Genomic DNA, 16627 nt, shown 5'->3' with positions numbered 1-16627 from the left:
GCTATCCCCCCACCGCTTCGCGGTGCCGGTTCACCTGGGCGAGAGCCGGCAGCAGATGAGCGGCCAGCACCTCGACCGGGAACCGTTCGCGCAACGCGGCGACCGGCACGTAGCCGTCACGGTCCGCATGCTGGCGGAGAGCGGCGCCGATAGCGGTCGTGGTGGAGGTGGCGTCCTGGGAAACCATCATGCCACCCTCAGATCCATGGACCGTCCCCGCGCGAACTCCTCCGCCCGGTCACGGCTGGCGAACGGCCCTTCGGCACGGCCCGCGGCGGTGAGCGGCTCGACGTAGAACCCGGCGGTCGGATGCCGGGGGCCGACCTCGTTCTGGCCGACAAAGTAGATTTCCGGCTCGTTCAGCTTCTTGGTCACGCGGCACCTCCGACCGGAAGGGCGGCGGCGCCACCGTTGACCATCCCGGCGAAGCCCGGCCCGGCCAGGCGGATGCGATCCACCGGAGCGCTCCAGCTCGGCGTCTCGGCGAAGACGACGCCGTTGCTGCAGGGGCTGAGCCGGTCGATCTGCGCCGCCGGCAGCGTGACGAGATCGCTGGCGTGCTCGACGCGGTCGCCGACCTTGAACCCGGAGCAGAAGGGCGGGGCGCTCATGCGGCCCTCCGCTTCTTCGTCTCGGCCGTCGGCGCGGTGAGGATGGTGATCGGGGTGGGCTTCTGGAGGGCGACCAGCCGGTCGGCGATCTGTTCGTGGCGGCGGCCGACATGCGTCAGGCCACGAGCGAAGCAGTTCGCGGCGATGCCGCGATGGTAGCGCGCGCAGATGGTGGCGCAGCGCTCGGCGTCGGCGGGGAGGTCGGTGCGGTCACGGTTCGGGCGGAAGTCGGCCATCACGCCACCTCGCTTGGCGTGGGGACCTCGGGCGCCGACGGCGCTTCCACCGCGGGCTCCTTGACGTCCACCGTGGTCGGCAGGGCGACGAGCTTCTCCTTGGCCTCGGCGATCACCGCGTCGAAGTCGAAGCTTTCGGCGATCACGGTGCTGCGGAAATCGGCGGTGGCGGCTTTCACGGAGACGAACGGGGCGACCGTAAAAGCAGAGGGACGAGCCGTGATGTCGATCGTGATTGCGGCGATGACGCCCGGCTCGCTGGGGGTGAGCCCGACTCCGGGCACATACCGCTCCGGACGAATGAAGCGGCCCAAGGCCAGCTTCATGAGCTGGTCCGCCAGCTCGACAGGGGAGAGCGGAGCCGGCGTAACCGGAACCGCGTCCGGCAAGGGGGCTTCTTCATCAGTGCCCCCCTGCGCCTCGGCAGCAATCGGCGGCGCTAGGACATCGGCCAGTGCGTGGAGATAGTCGGCGAGGTTCTGGACCGGCTCGGTCCCCCGCTGTCCCCAATGCGGCAGCGGGCCAAGGACCGCCTGAAGGTGGGCTCGCAGCTCGGGGGAGTTGGGCGAGCATACCTCTTCGTCCCCCGCCACTCCGAGCGAACGGAAGCCGCACATGAGGTGCATGGCCGCGTTCGCCGCGTCCGTGTGGATGATGTACTTGGGGTGTCCGGTGGGCTGCGTCTGGTTCTGATCCATGGCGATGTCGCCCCTGTTGATGGTGCTGCTGTTCGGCTTGCCGGGAGGTCCGGATCGTCTCCGGGCTTCCTGGGAAGCCGCCGGGCGAAATGGCGCCCGGTGGCTCGGTTCAGGCCGGCGGGGGCCGCCGTTACTCGTCCTCGTCCGGCTCGCTGCCGCCCTGGTCCTCGTCGCCGTCCTCGTCGTCACCGTCGTCCAGGGCCTCGACCTCGGCGTCGGTCGGTTCGGTGCTGGCGAGCTGGGTCGGCTTGCTGATCTCGCTGTTCACGTCGGGCATGCCCGTTCTCCTTTTCGGTTTTCGATGTGCCGCGGCTTGCGGCTGGCTGGCTGATGGGCCGGGCTTGGCGCGCCCGGCTGGCGCATTCCGTTTGTCAGGTCGTCGGGTTCTGCCCGGAGAGGATCGGGCTCCATACACCGGCCGTTTCGGTGCGGTTGCCGCCGTCCTTCTGCTGAGCGGTGATGCTGGCTTGGCTCGCTGCGCGGGGTATTGCCTCGGCTCCCCCGACCGGTGCGACTGGGGGAGGTCCACCCATCGCCCAAAGCAGCGCCAGCAGGATTAATTCAAGCGTGCGGTCCTCCTCTTCCTGGTGCAGCGGAAGGGGCGCCATCCCCTTCTACTGCCTCGACCCCCACCCAGCGGTCAGGCCGGGTAAGGGGGCGAGGGGCCGTTTTGACTCCTCCGGCTGAGGAGATGGCGCGCCCTTACTCCGCCAATTCCCGGCGCATTGCGGGAGCCGAAGCTGGGACCTACTGACCAAGGCCGGGCCTGTGCACCGGCGAGCCCTAGCGTTCGGCCCCGCATCTGGTGCCGGGGCGGTCGGGCGGATCGCGTTCGACCTGGGGCTGGTCGGCGTCGTCCAGCGGACGCGGCCAGTTTCCCCAATCGCCCGGACGGCGCAGCCATCGGGTCCAGTCGCGAATCCAATCCACTCTTCGCCTCCTGTTGGTGCCAGCATCGAGCCGTGCTGGTGTCGGACCGGGCCGAAGCCCTCTCTCACGGCCCCGAGCCCCTGCGACCGGACCGTTAGGGGCTGGAGCGCGCCGGAGCGCGGGGTGGGGGGAGCGGTCAGGAAGCGTCGCCGACCGGGTCGGGGACTTCGATGTCCTCGATCTCGCTGATGCAGGATTCGAGGTGACCGATGACATTCGCGGCTTCGTCGCGGATGGTTTCGAACTCGCTCTTGGAGATCATCACCCACTTGCCGTCCGCGATTTCCGGCGTGACATCCAGAGCTTCACGAAGGTCTTTGATGTCCCGCTCAGCAGAGGACTTGTCGGAGTATTCGAAATCGGGCATGGCGACGGGCATCCGTTGGAAGGTGAAGTGAAAAGGGCTTACTCGGCGGCCTGCCGCATGCTGGCGGCCTTCCGGGTGGTGATCAGGCGGACCGGGACGCCGGTGCCGGACTTGGCGAACGTGCCGGCGGGGAGCTGCTCGACTTCGGCGTTGTTGTCGGAGAGCCAGTTCCGAAAGTCGCGGCACTCGCGCTCCTGACCGATGAAGCCGTGCTCGCCCATTATGGCGACCAACCGCCCGCCCTCGCGCAGCAAGCCGAAAGCGGCCATGACGTGGCGGATGTCCTGGTTGCCGGTGAAGGGCGGGTTCATCACCACCTTGTCGAAGCGGCGGCGTTCGCGGATCGCCCATTCCAGGAAGTCTTCCTGGTGAACCTCGATGCCGCCGATGCGGCTCAGCACGTCCGCGTTGACCGGGTCGATCTCCACGGCCACCACCTCGGCGCCCCGCGCCAACATCGGCTTGACCAAGCGGCCATGGCCGGCCTCCGGCTCCAGCGCGAGGTCCCCCGCCCTGATGCTGGCCAGCTCCGCCATGCGCTCGCCCAGGTCTTCGGGGGTCTGGAAGAACTGAAGGGTGGCCTTCCGGTTCAGCGCCTTCCCGGTCCCCAGGGCATCCTCCAGGATCGCGCGGGGATCTTGAGCGAACAGGTGACCGCCGGCCTTCCGGTTCCACTTCCCGCCCATGGCGGTCAGCACCTTGTTCACGGCGTCGTACAGCGGGCGCGGGAGCTGGCCGGGCGGAAGGATGATGGCGTTGCCCTGGACGGTGGCTTTGCCGAGAACGGTGGCGACCTCCGGCGGAACGGTGACGGTTTTCATCTTCATGGAGCGATTCCAGTTGAGGCGTTGGGTTGTTGCGCCGGACGGTCAGGCCGCCATCGCGGGTGACTGGACGGCGGCCCCCCGGACGGGCCGGCTTTCCGACCGCTTCACGCCGTTGATGCGCAGAACCTCCCGGATCACCGGGACGGCGGCAGCGTCCGGATCATCCGCGATGGTCCAATCCCAGACCCTCTCAATCCCCTCGGCGGCGCGCATCGCGGCCTCGGCGCTCGGAGCGACACCGATCAGCGTTCCGGTCGGCAGGTGGGTCAGGTTCCAGCCGTCATCCGCGCCGTGGACACCGAAGGCGCCACGGGCCTTGCCGAAATCGACCATCGCCGGGCCGCCGCGGTTCATGGCGATCAGGAACGGATAGAACGTCCAGGCGCCGTCCGGGGCGGTGGTGTTGAGTGGGGCAGGGGAAGCCATGGGTCCCTCTGGCGTTCAGTGCTTGGAGGAGGTCCGCCGGGGCAAATGCTGGTTCAGCGCGCCCCGGCGGCAGGCGGGGAAGGGATGGTCAGGCAGCGGCGGCGGCGGGCGCTTCGGCGGCCTCGACGGCGCCCACGTCCTGCGAGGCGGGCTCAGCGTCCTGCTCGCCGGTGTCGGCGCTGGCGTCGGTGACCGGCACATGCAGGAAGGCGATGCCGTGGTCCGTCAGGTAGTCGGTGTCGAGCCGCATCCCCTTCACGCCCTCGGTGCCGGTTTCGCGCTTGATGGTCTCCCACAGCGCATCGGCGTCCGCCTTGCTCTGCCCGATCAGGTCCTTCACCTGACCCATGAGCGCCTTGATCTGCTGGGCGATGGCGTCGTGGTTGGCGTCGAGCTGACGCGCGGCGTCGATGGCGGCGCCCTCCAGCTTGATCGAGCGGGTCGGGCGGCAACCCTCGCAGCCGCAGCCGCCGAAAACCTCGGTGATGGAAACGTCGAGCATCAGTGATCCTTGATGTTGGTGGTTGGCCGGACCGGATGGGGCCGCCTTCAACGCCTCATGCCCCACCCGCGGGATCGGCGCGGGTAAGGGGCTTGGAACCGAGAAGGGGAGGGGAGTGGTCAGGTCGTTGCGGGATGCCCCGCCCTGCCCTTCTGGCCGGCCAGCATCGGCGAGCCGGTCGCCCAGAGATGCCGAGCTTCGTCCACCACGCCCATGTCCTGGGCCGCGCCCTCCAGCACCGGCGCGATGGCCGTGCGGCAGGCGGCAAGGAAATCCTGGTCGAGATCGACGTCAGCGGTGCGGCAGGCAGGCAGGCCCATGGCGGTATCCTCTTCCGGATTCTGCGCTCCGCCCCTGAGAAGGTGCCCGCCGACCGGCTCGACCGGCGGGCACAGTCTGAGGAGGAAACGCCCAGCACTCGAACGAGCGTAGGAGCGCGTACCCCTTGGGTGATGGTGTGAACCGCTACCTTGCGGGGTATGGATATAAATTACATAACGCAATTATGCGAAGTCAACCGAAAAATTACATATCGTAATTTGTTGGGCGCGGACATCGATCACGCGGGGAGACATACTCGACGAGGAAGTGCGCTATGGCGGGCGCTCATACGTTCGTATGTGGAGAGTAATGAAGGACGTCGTTGCCACTGCATTGATGCTATTGGTTGCTGCCCCAGCGCTCGCCGCCGATCTGACCGGCACCGCCTCGGTGATCGACGGCGACACACTGGAGATCCGCGGAACACGCATCCGTCTGCACGGGATCGACGCGCCCGAGAGTCAGCAGTTCTGCCAAGACAGCGCTGGGAAGAACTGGCGCTGTGGGCAGATGGCCGCGCTTGCACTGTCGGAACGGATCGGGCGGCGCACGGTGACCTGCGAGCAGAAGGACAAAGACCGCTATGGCCGAGTCGTTGCCGCGTGCTTCGTCGGCGGTGAGAACCTAAACGCCTGGATGGCCGCGAACGGCTGGGCCATGGCCTACCAGCAGTACAGCAAGGACTATGTGGGCGCTGAGGCTACGGCCAGGGCGGCGCGGGCTGGCATCTGGGCCGGAACGTTCCAGCCGCCGTGGGAGTGGCGCGCGGCGAAGCGTGAGGGCAAGCCCCAGGTTGCCAACCAGAGTCGTTTGGCACCGGTGACGGCCCCGACCAAGGCACCCGGCGAGTGCCAGATCAAGGGCAACATCAACTCGAAGGGCGAGCGCATCTATCACGTCCCCGGCGGACGGTCCTACGGCCAGACGCAAATCGACACGAGCGACGGCGAGCGATGGTTCTGCAGCGAGGACGAGGCGCAGGCTGCGGGCTGGCGGAGGGCGGGGCAGTGAGGGGTCATCGGGCAACCTTCGCGTCTCCAGGACTGTGACGACGGAAAGGCCGCTCCAGCTCGGAGCGACCTTTCCATGCGTCTTAGTCTGTCGAACCTTCCTCGATGTGGTGAAGGGCGTTCCGAAAGTATGCCACGGTAAACACCCTAGTTGCTGAGCTCAGCGTCTGATCTGGTCGCTTCCGGCCGTCAATCTCGCTGTAAAGCTCCGATAAACTTTTTTTCTCCCGGTCGCAGATATCTTTGAGAGCTTCGCGGAACTCTGGTTCCATCCGTGCACTGGACCGCCGACCTCCAACGAATATGTTGTGACTCTTAGTCCATCCTGAGCTTGCCGACTTGTCAGCCGGCGGCGTCTGGTTGTCCGGCATGGTTATGCTGCGAGTTCCACGGCATTGGCCGGCGTTACGCCCTCCAGAGGACCTGGCCGGTCCCAGGCACCTTCAGGCCGGATCAGCACGAGGTGCCCGGAATGAAGCCCCAGAGCGTCGGCTGGCAGTTCGGCGTCCCCGGCCATCGCCACCAGCTTGTAACCCTCAACTTCGAACTCACCATTCGGCACCCGCGCCGTGCCGAATCGCGCCCAGAACCCCACGAGCTCCTCGACCGCGTGACCGTAGACGGTGCGATATCCCTTGCGATGGCAGAAGTCGAAGGCGAACTGGGCAAGTTCATAGGCGACCCCCCTCCGACCATACCGCCCACGCCGATAGGACGGCAGAACAGTCAGGCGCTCGGGCTTGGCAAAGGTTCCGAAGTAGCGGATTCGGCAGCAGCCAACCGGTTCTTTGTCGATGGTGGCCAGAAGGTGCGTGGCGTGATGGTCGTTTCCATCAAATTCATGCCCATACGTCCGCCCGGCCTCGCCCAGGTAGACCGCCGCCCTGACTGCCATTGCCTTCATCAGGTCGTCCCAACCCGAAACCACCGCTACTTGAATGACCCCCTTACGATGGGGTGCCCCGTCTGCGCTATTCATGGATGAATACCTTTGCATGCGTTTCAGATCAGGCGCGCACTAACCGGGAATTGCCCACATCTGTCTGCAAGACAGCGTTCATTTCTTTCGCTCAGCAGCGCGTATGCAGAAAGTTACGTCATGCAGTTGCGTGTATAGTTGTCTTCGTTTCGTATCAAAAGTATGCATGGATGCATAACATGGTGGATCTGGACTGGGACGACGTTCAGCTGTTCCTACGGGTGGTTCGCGCGGGTAGCTTCAATGCGGCGGCGGAGGGAACACCGCAGACTCAGCCGACCATCAGTCGCAGAATTTTTGCTTTGGAGCAGAAGCTGAACACGCGTCTTTTTCGTCGCCTTCCACGCGGAGTGCGACTAACCCCGGCTGGTGACGCAATCCTCTGCTTTGCATTGGAAATGGAGCGTGCGGCCCGTTTTATTGTGGCTTCCGCGGCCCAGGAAACCGAATTGTCTGGCCGGGTGCGGCTTTGGGTGACCGACGGGATCGGCGGCTACTGGTTACCTCCACGCCTGGCCGAGTTCCACAAACGCTTCCCAGCGGTAACCGTGGACATACTGTGCTCCCAGGAGCCTCCGAACATTGACAAGATGGAGGCTGATATTGTGGTCCATTGGGTGGAACCAACACATCCAGATCTTGTCGTTTTGTCAAAAAACACGATGGTTTTCCGCCCGTGTGCATCGCGCGATTACCTGGAAATCTATGGAGTACCTCAGAATTTGGCCGATTTGCGGCGCCATCGTTTGTGCAATCACCTACACTATCCAAGGGATGGGGAATGGAAGACCTGGGCGGATCTGCTGGACGGGCATCCTAACCTCAGCTATCGAACCAATTCTTCAATGACGCTTGGTGAGGCTACCGTTCACGGTGTCGGTATCAGCCTCCAACCGATCGGCGTTGTCGATCGGGAGCCCAACGTGGTTATGCTTGATCTCGAGGGTTACGAGACGTCGGTGACGTTCTGGTTGGTTTGCCATCGTGAGACTAAAGATGTGCCGCGGATGAGGGCGCTGATCGAGCACCTTCAATCGACGCTGTTCCAATCGCAGCTTCAAGGAACAGCGTTTAAAAAGCTCCCAAATAGCGAATGAGAGTCTATAGCCGGGGGGGCAGAGTTTGATTGCGGCCAGCCCGCAGTCGCCCTGGCCGATCTGAAGCGCCCGCGCCTCGAAAGCCGCTCGTTCCTCATCCTCTGGCTCCCGCACGACCAAGGCGTCACGGTGCGCCGATTGTGCATTGCCTAGCAGCATGACCGCGGCCACGGTGCGTGCGCGGCCAACGTTACGCGCTAACACCACGACGCGCTGCCGGGCGACCTCCACGACGAAAAGCTGACGAAGGCTATCGGACATAGCGAACTCCAAAACAGATGTTCGCTTTATGTTCGCGTTTACTATGCCTGGAGTCAAGTGCAAGCGCAGTTCAAGATTCTTCGGTGCTGTGGTTTGCCCACGAGCCTATTCGGCGCGGTAGCTTCCGACTACCACTCCAGTAATAGCCACCTCTTCATCACCGTCGCATGCGAGCGGGACAGGTTGCTGAAAGGCTGGGTGTGTGGAACGCGGCCACAGCCAAACTTTTTCGTCTTGCACCCTAAATTCCTTCACGGTTGCTTCAATACAACCGTCATAGCGGCGTCGCTCCACGACAACACGTTCTCCGTGGCGTGGTTCTCTGCCGAGATCTATAAGCTTGATGCAGATGACGACGCTGCCGTCAGGGTACAGCTCGTTCATTGAAGGTCCGCGGACCTCTAGGCCATAGCGTCTCTGGTTGGGAAAGCGGCCGTCTGGGGGAATTGCAATCTCATACCATTCATCGCTTTCCCACTGCACGGCTTCCACCCAATTCCCTGCCTGGACGGCACCGACAACAGGAACGCTGGAGACGTAGACTGTGTTTTCTGGCTCGTCTCCAGAGCCTTCCGGTCCGGCACCCTTTCCCGTCAATAGCCACTCTACACTAATGTCAAGAAGAGTTGCATACTTGAGCGCGGCATTTCTCGAAAGGCCACGAGTTCCGGTTTCGTGCGTCGAATAAGTGGATTGAGGAATGCCGTGCGTATCGGAAAACTGCTTCGCAGTCCGATACTTACGCGCAGCACGAGCTATCCTCAAGCGATCCGCAGGCGTCTCATCCATATTGCATTTTGTAATCCGCCGCTTGCGACACGGCAACACCTCGGAAATTACATCACGCAATACGGCGGGTTGACCTAAAAAATTACGCAGCGTAATATCCCCGGCATGAGAACGTTCCGGGACATCATCGACGCTTGGCCTTCCCGACAGATTCTTGCGGATGATCTGGGGATTGGGGCCAAAAAAGTAAACGTCTGGCGCCATCGGGGCGCTATTCCCCCCGCTCATTGGCTCTGCCTGGTCAATGCGGCCAGGACCCGGGAAATCGAGGGCGTCACTCTCGAGTTATTGGCGTCTTTCGCAGCGAAAGCAGCCATCCGCAAATCGTGTGCCGGTTCCAGTTCTGCCCAAGAGGGGAATGATCGGGCTGCCGTCAGCTTAGCCAATGAAATGAAGGTCCAACTCCATTCCTTTCCGAACCGACCAGATGTGAGTTGACCATGACCATGGACTTTCTCACCAGCTTGAGCGCTGCCGACTTGGAGACAGATTCCCAGCATTCGGAACCGTGTCAAGCATGTCTCGGTGCTAAGTGCCCTGTCACGCGCGCATGCGAGGTGGAACGGTACCCCTCGCGTGGTAGCGCCGAACCCATCCTGCCGCTGATCGCCGGCCTCTTCGCGCTCTGGCTGGCGTTCCTGCTGACCCTCGCTGCGGGGGCATAAGCCATGTTGATGCCGCTCTACGACCCGCCCTGGACCGCGCAGCTCGCCACCGCGATCTGGCCCTACTACGCCGTCATCGCGATCGGCCTGGCCGTGCTTGGCATCCGCAAGTGCTGGGGAGGCTGAGCGCATGCCGGTCATCGCCACCATCTCAGACCCCCGTCCGGTCAACGGCGACAACGCCATTCATCGGCTCCCTGTCTTTCAGGTCGGCAACGCGCTGCGCTACGGCGCCGACGCGGCTGCTGATCGCCCAAACCTCCCGCTCCTCATCTCGCGGCACCACCACGGCCAGCCGTGCAAGCGCGCGGATCGCCTCCGCGGCGGCTTGGTCAACGACCGTCACGGTGCTGAGCAGGGCGGCGCCCGTAATGGGCGTGGCGATGCCGGTGTCGTCGGCAATGGGAAGCGGAAGCTGAGCAGTCATGTCCCCAATGTGCGGAAGCAACGCCGGGGCGTCACGTCCAATCGAAAGGGCTATTTTGGATGACCATTTATCGAAAGCCCGGCTCCATTGAGGATGCGCTGCGTCAGGCCGTCCAGGAACTGAGCCCGCAGGAAATCAAGAAGGCCACCGGTCTCGGGGACTCGAAGTTCCGCAAGACCAGCAACCCACTCTACGACACGGATCTGGAACTGGCTGACGCCGCCGCTCTGGATGCCGCCCTGGTCGCCCGCGGGAAATCGCCGGTCTTCATCGAGGTAATGCAGGAGATCACCGCGGCGAAGCTGGCCGAGTTGCAGGGAGACCAGCGTCCGGAAACGGACTTTGCCCGCCAGCTCGTCCGCCTCGACATCGAGTCCGGCACTCTCGCCAAAGAAATCGACACCGCCCTGGCCGACGATCATGTCGACCAGCAGGAACGCCGGCGCATCGCCCGTGCTGCGCAGAACGTCATGGACCATGCCCGGGAAATCCGGGACGCGGCCGAGCCACCGCACCTGTCCGGCAACGTCACCCAGCTCCGGGCCGAAGCGTCGGCCTGATCCCTCCGGGCGCCACGGCGTCACACCCAAGCACTTCTGAAGACCGAAAGGAGGTGGCCTCATGGCCCGCAAGCTGAACGAGAAACCTGCCATCGACCCGTCAAGCATTTCCCCGTCCGACCTTGAGCGGGCGATGGATCAGTTGCTTGAGCGGGAGTCCCAAGCCGCCGCCGCGAACTCCAAGAAAGCGGAGGTGATTCGCGACGCTGCGAAGACCGGTGTTCGCAAGCCCGTGTTCAAGGCGCTGGCGCGGCTGTTCGCGAGGAAGCGGAACGACGATCCCGAAGCGACCATCGAGGCCCAGCAACTTCTTCACCTGATCCCGGCGCTTCAGCTCAACGTGCCCCGCCAGCAGGCGCTGTTCGATGAGATGCCGGACGCCGAAGCCGTCGCGGGCGCGATGGAAGCGGTCATCGGGCCGGACCTGTCGGCTATCCCGAACCCGCCCCCGCCGGCCGACTTCGAAGGCAAGAAGCGCAAGCTTGGCGCTTGGGCCAAGGGCTGCGAAGCCCGTCGCAACGGCGAGAAGCGCTCCGACTGCCTGCTTACCGGAGCGGAGTCCGTCGCGATCTTCGAGCAGGCGTGGGACGCCATGGACGCCGCGATCAAGGCCGCGGCGGAAGGTGGTCAGCCGGCATCCGGCGCCAGCGCGACGGTCGGCTCCGAACTCCCCGATGGCATGTCGCAGGACGAGCACACGGCTCTCCTCGCGGAGGGCATCAAGCTGTTCCGCGAAGGCAAGGCGCCCGGCGCGCACGCCTACGGCGACGACCCGGTGAAGGCCGGCATCGTCATGAAGGGCTGGGCGACCGAGCAGGATGCCCAGAACGCGGCCCGCGCCACCGAGCGCGCGGCGGAGCAAGCCGCCGAGGGCGGCGGTCAGCAGTCTGAGCAGGCACTGAGCGCCGAGGAAGTCCAGGCGCTGGAGGCGGAAGGCGCCACCGCCTGCGAAGCCGGCGAGCCGCAGTCCGCATGTCCGCATCCCGCCGGAAGCGCCAAGGCCGACGCGTGGCTGGCCGGCTGGGAGCGCCAGGACAACGCGCTGTTCGATGAAGCCGGTCCGGCCGCCGCCGAGGCGCCGGGAGAGAGCGGGGAGGTGGTTTTCGCCGATGCGGACGACGGCGACGATCTGCCGGACCTGCCGGAGGACGATGAGGCGGACGTGCTGATGCCGGCGATGGCCAGCAACGGCGCCGCCGACGCCTTCATGGCCCCGGCGGAGTAACGGGAAATGGCCGGCGGCATTCTTGGCCTCGACCTTGGGCGGACGATGGGATGGGCGGTCGCTGACCGCCCTGCCATCGACGTCTGGCCGCCCGGTCCGTTCCTGATCGGGCGGACACCGCCCCGTCCGAAGATCCACAGCGGATCGCACGTCATCGGCCCCAGCGGCATGGAACATGGTCGCTATTTCCTCGCCTACGACAACTGGCTCTACGAGATGCTGGAGTGGTTTAAGCCGAAGGCCGTTGCGGTCGAAGCGGCCATCGTCACTGGGAAGGGAGGCAACTCACGACGTGGTGAAGGCATCGAAGCTATCCGGCGCCTTGTAGGCAAGGAGACCGTTACCAAACTGCGCTGCGCCGATATGGGGCTGACGTACGTCTCTTTCCACAATGCGACCGTCAAGAAGCAGTTCGCAGGCAATGGCCGCGCCGACGAACAGGAAATGCTTAGGGCGTTCCTGGCGCGCGCATGGGGCAATGGTGCTGTCTGGGCAGACCACAACGAGGTGGATGGTTCCGCGGTCCTCGAATGCGGTGTCCGCGTGCTCAAGCACGGGGAGACGCTGTGATGGCGTCGGAGAAGCCCTTCGCCACGGAAGCGGAGATGTGCGCCGCCTTCCTCGCGCTGGTCGGGCCGGATTGGACTTCCTATGCCGAGACGGCGGGCTGGGACATCTTGCTGGTTCGGAATGCCGACGGTTTCCAGGTCGGCATCCAGGCGAAGCTCCGATTGAACGGGCATGTGCTGGCGCAAGCCGTCGAGCAGTATCACGACCGGTGCGGCCCCGATTGCCGCGCGGTGTTGGTTCCGGCGGGCGCGGATGGAGCGCTGTCCACCGTCGCGGAGTTCTGCGGCATCACCGTCATCACGATCTCCCCCAAGACCCATTATTACGTCAGGGAGAGGTTCTCACCTGAACTGCCGACAAAGACTGGACGGGTCTGGTGGGGTGAGCACTGGTTTGAAGCTGGGCCTCTGAAGCGCTGCCCCCTTCCGGAATACGTCCCGGACGTGACGGCCGGTGCCCCGGCTCCGATCCAGCTCACCGACTGGAAGGTCAAGGCGCTGAAGGTCGCCGCGCTTCTGGAACTGACCGGCTACGTCACCCGCGCCGATTTCAAGGCGCTGAATCTCGATATCCGGAGGTGGATTGTCTGGGGGGCGCACTGGCTGAAGCCGGTTTCCGGATCGGAGACGGACGCCATCGGCATGCCGGCGTTTGCCGCCGACTATGCGCTGCCCGATTTTCAGAAGCAGCATCCCGACGTGTTCGCCAAGGTGCTGGCCGACGCCCCTAAGTGGGGACCGCGCGTCCGGCCCGGCTGGGAGCCGAAGGTGGTGGCGCCGCAGCAGACCATCCTCACGCCAGTCACCTACCTCGCACTTCAACAGCAGCTCATCACCGCTTCTCCAACCCATTGTCGCGCGCTTCTCGACCTGGAGCGTGGCGCCGCGCTACCGGCGGAGCACGCCGACGCCGACCTGGGCGCCATGGTCGATCAGGTGCCGGTGATTGCCAAGGCGGTCGCCAACCGGGAGGCGACGGTCCGGTACTTCCTCGGTGCGGCCATAGCCGCCGGGCTGCTGGGCTTTGCCGCGCCCGCTGACGGTTCGCATGGCGCCCCAAACCAAGGAGTCGCAGCATGACCCGCGCCCAAGCAACCCTCTGGGACGACATGCGCACGACGCTTCCTGAGGCCATCGAACTGACGGCTCAGAGCCTGTGCGCCTATGGTCCACAGCATGATCACTGGGCCATCGGCTGGTCATGGGGGAAGGACAGCACGACAACGCTGACGGTTCTCGGTGCGGACACGAGGATGGAGTTGCCGCCGCTGGCCATCGCGGGCCAGCAGATCACGCGACAGCTCGAAGCCCGCGGCGTGACCGTCCGAACGGCCCTGGCGCCTATGGACCTGCGCATGATGGTCTACATGCTCGGGCGTGGCGTGCCGCCGCCGTCGAATTCATTCCGCTGGTGCACCCGCCAGATCAAGGTGGAGCCGATGCAGGCGGTGTTGGAGGATCTGCTGGCCGAGGTGCCCGGCACCGTCCTGATGATCACTGGCGTTCGTGAAGGTGAAAGCGCGGTTCGCGACGCCCGGATCAAGATGAGCTGCGGCAAGGACGGCGCCGAGTGCGGGCAGGGGTGGTATCAAGAGGTGCTGCCTGAGGTCCCTGGCATGCGCGGCCGCATCGCCACCCTCGCGCCCATCCTGCATTGGCGCGTCTGCCAAGTCTGGGATTGGCTCATGTTCGAGGCCCCGGCGCTGGGCTGGGCAACCGCCGACGTCGCGGACGCTTATGGGGGTGACGAGGCGGAGGAGATCAACGCTCGGACCGGCTGCACCGGCTGCGCTCTCGCCAGCCGCGACCTTGCGCTGGAGACGGTTCTCAAGTCGCCAAAGTGGGCTTACCTCGCGCCGTTGCGCGAACTGAAGCCTCTGTACCGCGAGCTGAAGAAGGCAAAGCACCGCCTGCGCAAGCCGGGCATTGACAGCGAAGGCAATGCGACCGGCGGGAAGAACAAGCAACGTCTCGGACCGCTGACACTCGAAGCCCGACAGATGGGTCTGGAGCGGGTGCTGGACATACAGCGACGGTGCAACGAGGCCGCCGACCGGCTTGGCCGCCCACGGATCGACTTCATCAATCCAGAAGAAGAGGGCCGCATCCGCGAACTGATCGCTGCCGCAACGTGGCCGCAGGGCTGGGACGGCGACGAGCCCGTTGGTGATGTGCCGCTCGACCAAGTCTACCGCGACGGCCTAATTCAGCCGCTGCTGGTGAGGTGAGCGATGCCCTGCCGCCGCTACACCCCCAGGCCCAGGTGGACCCCCGGCGAGAAGCGCCGCGCCGAGAAGGACCACCGCGCTGGCAAGCTCGAAGCCGTCACCGCGCACGCCGTCGGGCGAAGCGCAGGGGCCGTGAAGGCGAAGCTCGCCCGCATGCAGGTTCCGAAGAACCCGACCGACCCGCGCCAGGGAGCGCTGTCCGGTCTCGACACCGACACCACCGACAACGATTCGAGGGAGGACGACCATGCTGCAGCTCGTCGCCGTCAACGGACATCGCCTGGAACGCCCGGTCTGCTACCGGCGCCATGTCGTCCCCGCAGATCACGCCGCGCGGCTGGCCGACGCCACGCGCCGCACCTTCGCGACGGTCGCCGCCTTCACGCCAGATCCCGGCTTGGCCGCTTGGTGGCTGGCCGCCGGCCAAGTGTGGGCGGACTTTTTCCTCAACACCGAGCGGAGGCACTGACCATGAGCCTGGGAACCGCCATCGATGCCGAACTGGCGACCACCGCATCCCTCAACGCGCATATCGAGTTGTACCGCGCCGCGGCGCTGGGCGGCGATGCTGAAGCCCTCCGCCGTGCCCGCGTGAACTGCGAGGCTGCGCTGGACGCCCGGCTGGACGCCATCGACGTGGTGGTCAAGGAGCAGCGCAAGCATCGACGGGGGCTGGGACTGTGAGCCTCTTCACTGGCCCCTCCCTGCTGCTCGACCTGCCGCCCATCTCGGCCCCGGCTGCGCGTGAACCGCTGGCGTCGGTGCCCGGCTGGTTTTGGGGCGAGGAGCTGAAGCCGCGCGGCTATGGCCTCATCCTGATCGACCCACCTTGGTTGCAGCAGATGTATTCGGAGGAAACCGGGACCAAGAAGGCGCCGCAGGGCAAGTACGACTGCATGCCGCTGAAGGACATCCAGGCGCTGCCGGTCGGGCAGCTTGCCGCACCGAACTGCTTCGTCGTGATGTGGACCCTCTGGAACTTCATCGCGCCGGGCTGGGCGAGCGACACCATCCGACGCTGGGGCTTCGAACCGAAAAGCGGCGGCGCTTGGTTCAAGGTGACCAAGACCGGCAAGACCGCCATGGGCACCGGTTACGGCTTCCGTGGCTGCTGCGAGCCGTTCCTGACCGGCTCGATCGGTGCGCCGAAGGTCCGCAGCCATCGGGAGCGCAACGGCATCCTCACCGAGGTTGAGATGGATGCCGAACTGGAACTGGACGCCCTCATCGGGCTGCTGAGGGAACATTCCCGCAAACCGCCTGAGATGCACGAGGCTCTGGAGCGCATGTTCCCCGGCGTTCCGAAGGTCGAGATTTTCGCACGGCAGCGCCGACCCGGCTGGGATGCCTGGGGCAATCAGGTGGATTTCTTCTATGGAGAAGCGGCATGACGGCCTGCTCCTCGATCAGGGTGGCCGCGGCGAACCGGATATGGGTCGCGCGAAACGCGGGACATCGGCCCGTCATCGAGATGGCGCTGCCGGCCGTGATGCTGTTTGCCGCCACCAAGACCATCGCGACGGACCCGCGCGCGGCCAAGGTCCGCAGGAGCTTCTTCGCTGGATTGCTTCCGACGCTGGAGGCCGCGGTTGCAGAGCCGTTCGCCTCGCAGCCCGTGAACCTGCAGCGCGCCGCCTCTGGTGTCACCGCCTGGGCGGCGGGTGTCGCCTTCGAGGCGGCGCCGCCGGCCGCGCCCGCGACGCTGATCTACCGGGCCGCGGTTCGCTGGACCGACGCCCTGCTGCTGACCGACTTCCTGACGCTGCGCGCCGGCTCCGCGTGCCGTCGCTAAAGCCAAGAATGAACGCGCCCAAGCCCTGCGCGATGCCCAACCCACCTTGCCGAGCCTGCCGATCACCCGGCGCCGGCTGAACGAAACCCCGTAGAAGGGATGATCCC

28 protein-coding genes are annotated in these 16627 nt (G+C 65.2%); 12 read left to right on the top strand and 16 right to left on the bottom strand.

Annotated features, from left to right (window positions below):
• Window position 1 precedes the first annotated feature (1 nt).
• The 12 genes from ACFPMG_RS24620 to ACFPMG_RS24565 all read right to left on the bottom strand — a co-directional run bounded on the left by ACFPMG_RS24620 (window position 2) and on the right by ACFPMG_RS24565 (window position 4917).
• On the bottom strand, window positions 2–190 hold the full coding sequence (locus ACFPMG_RS24620) for a hypothetical protein (protein ID WP_376997883.1): 189 nt from the start codon (window positions 188–190) through the stop codon (window positions 2–4).
• Window positions 187–375: a hypothetical protein gene (locus ACFPMG_RS24615; RefSeq protein ID WP_376997882.1), complete on the bottom strand. Its 189-nt coding sequence runs from the start codon at window positions 373–375 to the stop codon at window positions 187–189. The genes ACFPMG_RS24620 and ACFPMG_RS24615 overlap by 4 nt, the downstream gene beginning before the upstream one ends.
• Window positions 372–611 carry a hypothetical protein gene (locus ACFPMG_RS24610; protein ID WP_376997880.1) on the bottom strand — a complete coding sequence of 80 codons (240 nt, stop codon included), beginning with the start codon at window positions 609–611 and terminating at the stop codon, window positions 372–374. Before ACFPMG_RS24610 ends, ACFPMG_RS24615 begins: the two co-directional genes overlap by 4 nt.
• A complete protein-coding gene (locus ACFPMG_RS24605) occupies window positions 608–847 on the bottom strand; it encodes a hypothetical protein (RefSeq protein ID WP_376997879.1) in 240 nt (79 codons plus the stop codon). The genes ACFPMG_RS24610 and ACFPMG_RS24605 overlap by 4 nt, the downstream gene beginning before the upstream one ends.
• A complete protein-coding gene (locus tag ACFPMG_RS24600; protein ID WP_376997878.1) occupies window positions 847–1545 on the bottom strand; it encodes a hypothetical protein in 699 nt (232 codons plus the stop codon). Before ACFPMG_RS24600 ends, ACFPMG_RS24605 begins: the two co-directional genes overlap by 1 nt.
• Before the next feature lie 130 nt (window positions 1546–1675).
• The gene (locus ACFPMG_RS24595) at window positions 1676–1822 is read right to left on the bottom strand and encodes a hypothetical protein (RefSeq protein WP_376997876.1); all 147 of its coding nucleotides are present in this window, start codon (window positions 1820–1822) and stop codon (window positions 1676–1678) included.
• A 506-nt stretch (window positions 1823–2328) separates the two neighbouring features.
• The gene (locus ACFPMG_RS24590; protein WP_376997875.1) at window positions 2329–2475 is read right to left on the bottom strand and encodes a hypothetical protein; all 147 of its coding nucleotides are present in this window, start codon (window positions 2473–2475) and stop codon (window positions 2329–2331) included.
• A 136-nt stretch (window positions 2476–2611) separates the two neighbouring features.
• Window positions 2612–2842 carry a hypothetical protein gene (locus ACFPMG_RS24585; protein ID WP_376997874.1) on the bottom strand — a complete coding sequence of 77 codons (231 nt, stop codon included), beginning with the start codon at window positions 2840–2842 and terminating at the stop codon, window positions 2612–2614.
• 38 nt (window positions 2843–2880) lie between these two features.
• Window positions 2881–3669 (bottom strand): hypothetical protein, encoded by a 789-nt coding sequence (locus ACFPMG_RS24580; protein ID WP_376997873.1) that lies wholly within the window; start codon window positions 3667–3669, stop codon window positions 2881–2883.
• 42 nt (window positions 3670–3711) lie between these two features.
• Window positions 3712–4095, bottom strand: coding sequence for a hypothetical protein (locus ACFPMG_RS24575; RefSeq protein ID WP_376997872.1), 384 nt, complete (start codon window positions 4093–4095; stop codon window positions 3712–3714).
• 88 nt (window positions 4096–4183) lie between these two features.
• A complete protein-coding gene (locus tag ACFPMG_RS24570) occupies window positions 4184–4597 on the bottom strand; it encodes a hypothetical protein (RefSeq protein WP_376997871.1) in 414 nt (137 codons plus the stop codon).
• A 119-nt stretch (window positions 4598–4716) separates the two neighbouring features.
• Window positions 4717–4917, bottom strand: a complete 201-nt coding sequence (locus ACFPMG_RS24565) for a hypothetical protein (RefSeq protein ID WP_376997870.1) — start codon at window positions 4915–4917, stop codon at window positions 4717–4719.
• A 310-nt stretch (window positions 4918–5227) separates the two neighbouring features.
• Here ACFPMG_RS24565 and ACFPMG_RS24560 point away from each other — a divergent pair, with 310 nt between their 5' ends.
• A complete protein-coding gene (locus ACFPMG_RS24560; RefSeq protein WP_376997869.1) occupies window positions 5228–5929 on the top strand; it encodes a thermonuclease family protein in 702 nt (233 codons plus the stop codon).
• A gap of 82 nt (window positions 5930–6011) precedes the next feature.
• On the opposite strand, the gene ACFPMG_RS24555 is transcribed toward ACFPMG_RS24560, so the two are convergent.
• Both ACFPMG_RS24555 and ACFPMG_RS24550 read right to left on the bottom strand, forming a co-directional pair.
• Complete coding sequence (locus ACFPMG_RS24555; protein ID WP_376997868.1) at window positions 6012–6299, bottom strand: ribbon-helix-helix domain-containing protein; 288 nt, start codon at window positions 6297–6299, stop codon at window positions 6012–6014.
• A gap of 2 nt (window positions 6300–6301) precedes the next feature.
• Window positions 6302–6832, bottom strand: coding sequence for a GNAT family N-acetyltransferase (locus ACFPMG_RS24550; protein ID WP_376997867.1), 531 nt, complete (start codon window positions 6830–6832; stop codon window positions 6302–6304).
• Window positions 6833–7086: 254 nt separating this feature from the next.
• On the opposite strand from ACFPMG_RS24550, the gene ACFPMG_RS24545 reads away from it, so the two are divergent.
• Complete coding sequence (locus ACFPMG_RS24545) at window positions 7087–8004, top strand: LysR family transcriptional regulator (protein ID WP_376997866.1); 918 nt, start codon at window positions 7087–7089, stop codon at window positions 8002–8004.
• A 366-nt stretch (window positions 8005–8370) separates the two neighbouring features.
• On the opposite strand, the gene ACFPMG_RS24540 is transcribed toward ACFPMG_RS24545, so the two are convergent.
• A complete protein-coding gene (locus tag ACFPMG_RS24540; protein WP_376997865.1) occupies window positions 8371–9258 on the bottom strand; it encodes a LexA family protein in 888 nt (295 codons plus the stop codon).
• 464 nt (window positions 9259–9722) lie between these two features.
• Here ACFPMG_RS24540 and ACFPMG_RS24535 point away from each other — a divergent pair, with 464 nt between their 5' ends.
• Complete coding sequence (locus ACFPMG_RS24535) at window positions 9723–9845, top strand: hypothetical protein (protein WP_376997864.1); 123 nt, start codon at window positions 9723–9725, stop codon at window positions 9843–9845.
• 25 nt (window positions 9846–9870) lie between these two features.
• On the opposite strand, the gene ACFPMG_RS24530 is transcribed toward ACFPMG_RS24535, so the two are convergent.
• Window positions 9871–10146 (bottom strand): hypothetical protein, encoded by a 276-nt coding sequence (locus tag ACFPMG_RS24530; RefSeq protein ID WP_376997863.1) that lies wholly within the window; start codon window positions 10144–10146, stop codon window positions 9871–9873.
• Window positions 10147–10205: 59 nt separating this feature from the next.
• Between ACFPMG_RS24530 and ACFPMG_RS24525 the strand changes: the two genes are divergently transcribed.
• From ACFPMG_RS24525 to ACFPMG_RS24485, 9 genes are all read left to right on the top strand, one after another.
• Window positions 10206–10706, top strand: a complete 501-nt coding sequence (locus tag ACFPMG_RS24525) for a phage regulatory CII family protein (protein ID WP_376997861.1) — start codon at window positions 10206–10208, stop codon at window positions 10704–10706.
• Between the two features lie 61 nt (window positions 10707–10767).
• On the top strand, window positions 10768–11931 hold the full coding sequence (locus tag ACFPMG_RS24520) for an Rmf/CrpP family protein (RefSeq protein ID WP_376997859.1): 1164 nt from the start codon (window positions 10768–10770) through the stop codon (window positions 11929–11931).
• A 6-nt stretch (window positions 11932–11937) separates the two neighbouring features.
• Window positions 11938–12501 (top strand): hypothetical protein, encoded by a 564-nt coding sequence (locus tag ACFPMG_RS24515; RefSeq protein ID WP_376997858.1) that lies wholly within the window; start codon window positions 11938–11940, stop codon window positions 12499–12501.
• Window positions 12501–13580, top strand: a complete 1080-nt coding sequence (locus ACFPMG_RS24510; protein ID WP_376997856.1) for a hypothetical protein — start codon at window positions 12501–12503, stop codon at window positions 13578–13580. The genes ACFPMG_RS24515 and ACFPMG_RS24510 overlap by 1 nt, the downstream gene beginning before the upstream one ends.
• On the top strand, window positions 13577–14728 hold the full coding sequence (locus tag ACFPMG_RS24505; RefSeq protein ID WP_376997854.1) for a phosphoadenosine phosphosulfate reductase domain-containing protein: 1152 nt from the start codon (window positions 13577–13579) through the stop codon (window positions 14726–14728). The genes ACFPMG_RS24510 and ACFPMG_RS24505 overlap by 4 nt, the downstream gene beginning before the upstream one ends.
• Window positions 14729–14975: 247 nt before the next feature.
• Window positions 14976–15197, top strand: coding sequence for a hypothetical protein (locus ACFPMG_RS24500; RefSeq protein ID WP_376997852.1), 222 nt, complete (start codon window positions 14976–14978; stop codon window positions 15195–15197).
• Window positions 15198–15199: 2 nt separating this feature from the next.
• On the top strand, window positions 15200–15412 hold the full coding sequence (locus ACFPMG_RS24495) for a hypothetical protein (protein ID WP_137107682.1): 213 nt from the start codon (window positions 15200–15202) through the stop codon (window positions 15410–15412).
• A complete protein-coding gene (locus tag ACFPMG_RS24490; RefSeq protein WP_376997851.1) occupies window positions 15409–16119 on the top strand; it encodes an MT-A70 family methyltransferase in 711 nt (236 codons plus the stop codon). Before ACFPMG_RS24495 ends, ACFPMG_RS24490 begins: the two co-directional genes overlap by 4 nt.
• Window positions 16116–16520, top strand: a complete 405-nt coding sequence (locus ACFPMG_RS24485; RefSeq protein ID WP_376997850.1) for a hypothetical protein — start codon at window positions 16116–16118, stop codon at window positions 16518–16520. Before ACFPMG_RS24490 ends, ACFPMG_RS24485 begins: the two co-directional genes overlap by 4 nt.
• Window positions 16521–16627: the final 107 nt, after the last annotated feature.

It is taken from the genome of Azospirillum himalayense (assembly GCF_042657465.1).
GTDB lineage: Bacteria > Pseudomonadota > Alphaproteobacteria > Azospirillales > Azospirillaceae > Azospirillum > Azospirillum himalayense.
This window is presented reverse-complemented; position numbering and strand designations above follow the sequence as displayed.

Coding starts and splice junctions, on each gene's coding strand:
- ACFPMG_RS24620 (WP_376997883.1), bottom strand. CDS start 190: ATGATGGTTTCCCAGGACGCCACCTCCACCACGACCGCTATCGGCGCC.
- ACFPMG_RS24610 (WP_376997880.1), bottom strand. CDS start 611: ATGAGCGCCCCGCCCTTCTGCTCCGGGTTCAAGGTCGGCGACCGCGTC.
- ACFPMG_RS24605 (WP_376997879.1), bottom strand. CDS start 847: ATGGCCGACTTCCGCCCGAACCGTGACCGCACCGACCTCCCCGCCGAC.
- ACFPMG_RS24600 (WP_376997878.1), bottom strand. CDS start 1,545: ATGGATCAGAACCAGACGCAGCCCACCGGACACCCCAAGTACATCATC.
- ACFPMG_RS24595 (WP_376997876.1), bottom strand. CDS start 1,822: ATGCCCGACGTGAACAGCGAGATCAGCAAGCCGACCCAGCTCGCCAGC.
- ACFPMG_RS24585 (WP_376997874.1), bottom strand. CDS start 2,842: ATGCCCGATTTCGAATACTCCGACAAGTCCTCTGCTGAGCGGGACATC.
- ACFPMG_RS24580 (WP_376997873.1), bottom strand. CDS start 3,669: ATGAAGATGAAAACCGTCACCGTTCCGCCGGAGGTCGCCACCGTTCTC.
- ACFPMG_RS24575 (WP_376997872.1), bottom strand. CDS start 4,095: ATGGCTTCCCCTGCCCCACTCAACACCACCGCCCCGGACGGCGCCTGG.
- ACFPMG_RS24570 (WP_376997871.1), bottom strand. CDS start 4,597: ATGCTCGACGTTTCCATCACCGAGGTTTTCGGCGGCTGCGGCTGCGAG.
- ACFPMG_RS24565 (WP_376997870.1), bottom strand. CDS start 4,917: ATGGGCCTGCCTGCCTGCCGCACCGCTGACGTCGATCTCGACCAGGAT.
- ACFPMG_RS24560 (WP_376997869.1), top strand. CDS start 5,228: ATGAAGGACGTCGTTGCCACTGCATTGATGCTATTGGTTGCTGCCCCA.
- ACFPMG_RS24555 (WP_376997868.1), bottom strand. CDS start 6,299: ATGCCGGACAACCAGACGCCGCCGGCTGACAAGTCGGCAAGCTCAGGA.
- ACFPMG_RS24550 (WP_376997867.1), bottom strand. CDS start 6,832: ATGAAGGCAATGGCAGTCAGGGCGGCGGTCTACCTGGGCGAGGCCGGG.
- ACFPMG_RS24545 (WP_376997866.1), top strand. CDS start 7,087: ATGGTGGATCTGGACTGGGACGACGTTCAGCTGTTCCTACGGGTGGTT.
- ACFPMG_RS24540 (WP_376997865.1), bottom strand. CDS start 9,258: ATGGCGCCAGACGTTTACTTTTTTGGCCCCAATCCCCAGATCATCCGC.
- ACFPMG_RS24535 (WP_376997864.1), top strand. CDS start 9,723: ATGTTGATGCCGCTCTACGACCCGCCCTGGACCGCGCAGCTCGCCACC.
- ACFPMG_RS24530 (WP_376997863.1), bottom strand. CDS start 10,146: ATGACTGCTCAGCTTCCGCTTCCCATTGCCGACGACACCGGCATCGCC.
- ACFPMG_RS24525 (WP_376997861.1), top strand. CDS start 10,206: ATGACCATTTATCGAAAGCCCGGCTCCATTGAGGATGCGCTGCGTCAG.
- ACFPMG_RS24520 (WP_376997859.1), top strand. CDS start 10,768: ATGGCCCGCAAGCTGAACGAGAAACCTGCCATCGACCCGTCAAGCATT.
- ACFPMG_RS24515 (WP_376997858.1), top strand. CDS start 11,938: ATGGCCGGCGGCATTCTTGGCCTCGACCTTGGGCGGACGATGGGATGG.
- ACFPMG_RS24510 (WP_376997856.1), top strand. CDS start 12,501: ATGGCGTCGGAGAAGCCCTTCGCCACGGAAGCGGAGATGTGCGCCGCC.
- ACFPMG_RS24505 (WP_376997854.1), top strand. CDS start 13,577: ATGACCCGCGCCCAAGCAACCCTCTGGGACGACATGCGCACGACGCTT.
- ACFPMG_RS24500 (WP_376997852.1), top strand. CDS start 14,976: ATGCTGCAGCTCGTCGCCGTCAACGGACATCGCCTGGAACGCCCGGTC.
- ACFPMG_RS24495 (WP_137107682.1), top strand. CDS start 15,200: ATGAGCCTGGGAACCGCCATCGATGCCGAACTGGCGACCACCGCATCC.
- ACFPMG_RS24485 (WP_376997850.1), top strand. CDS start 16,116: ATGACGGCCTGCTCCTCGATCAGGGTGGCCGCGGCGAACCGGATATGG.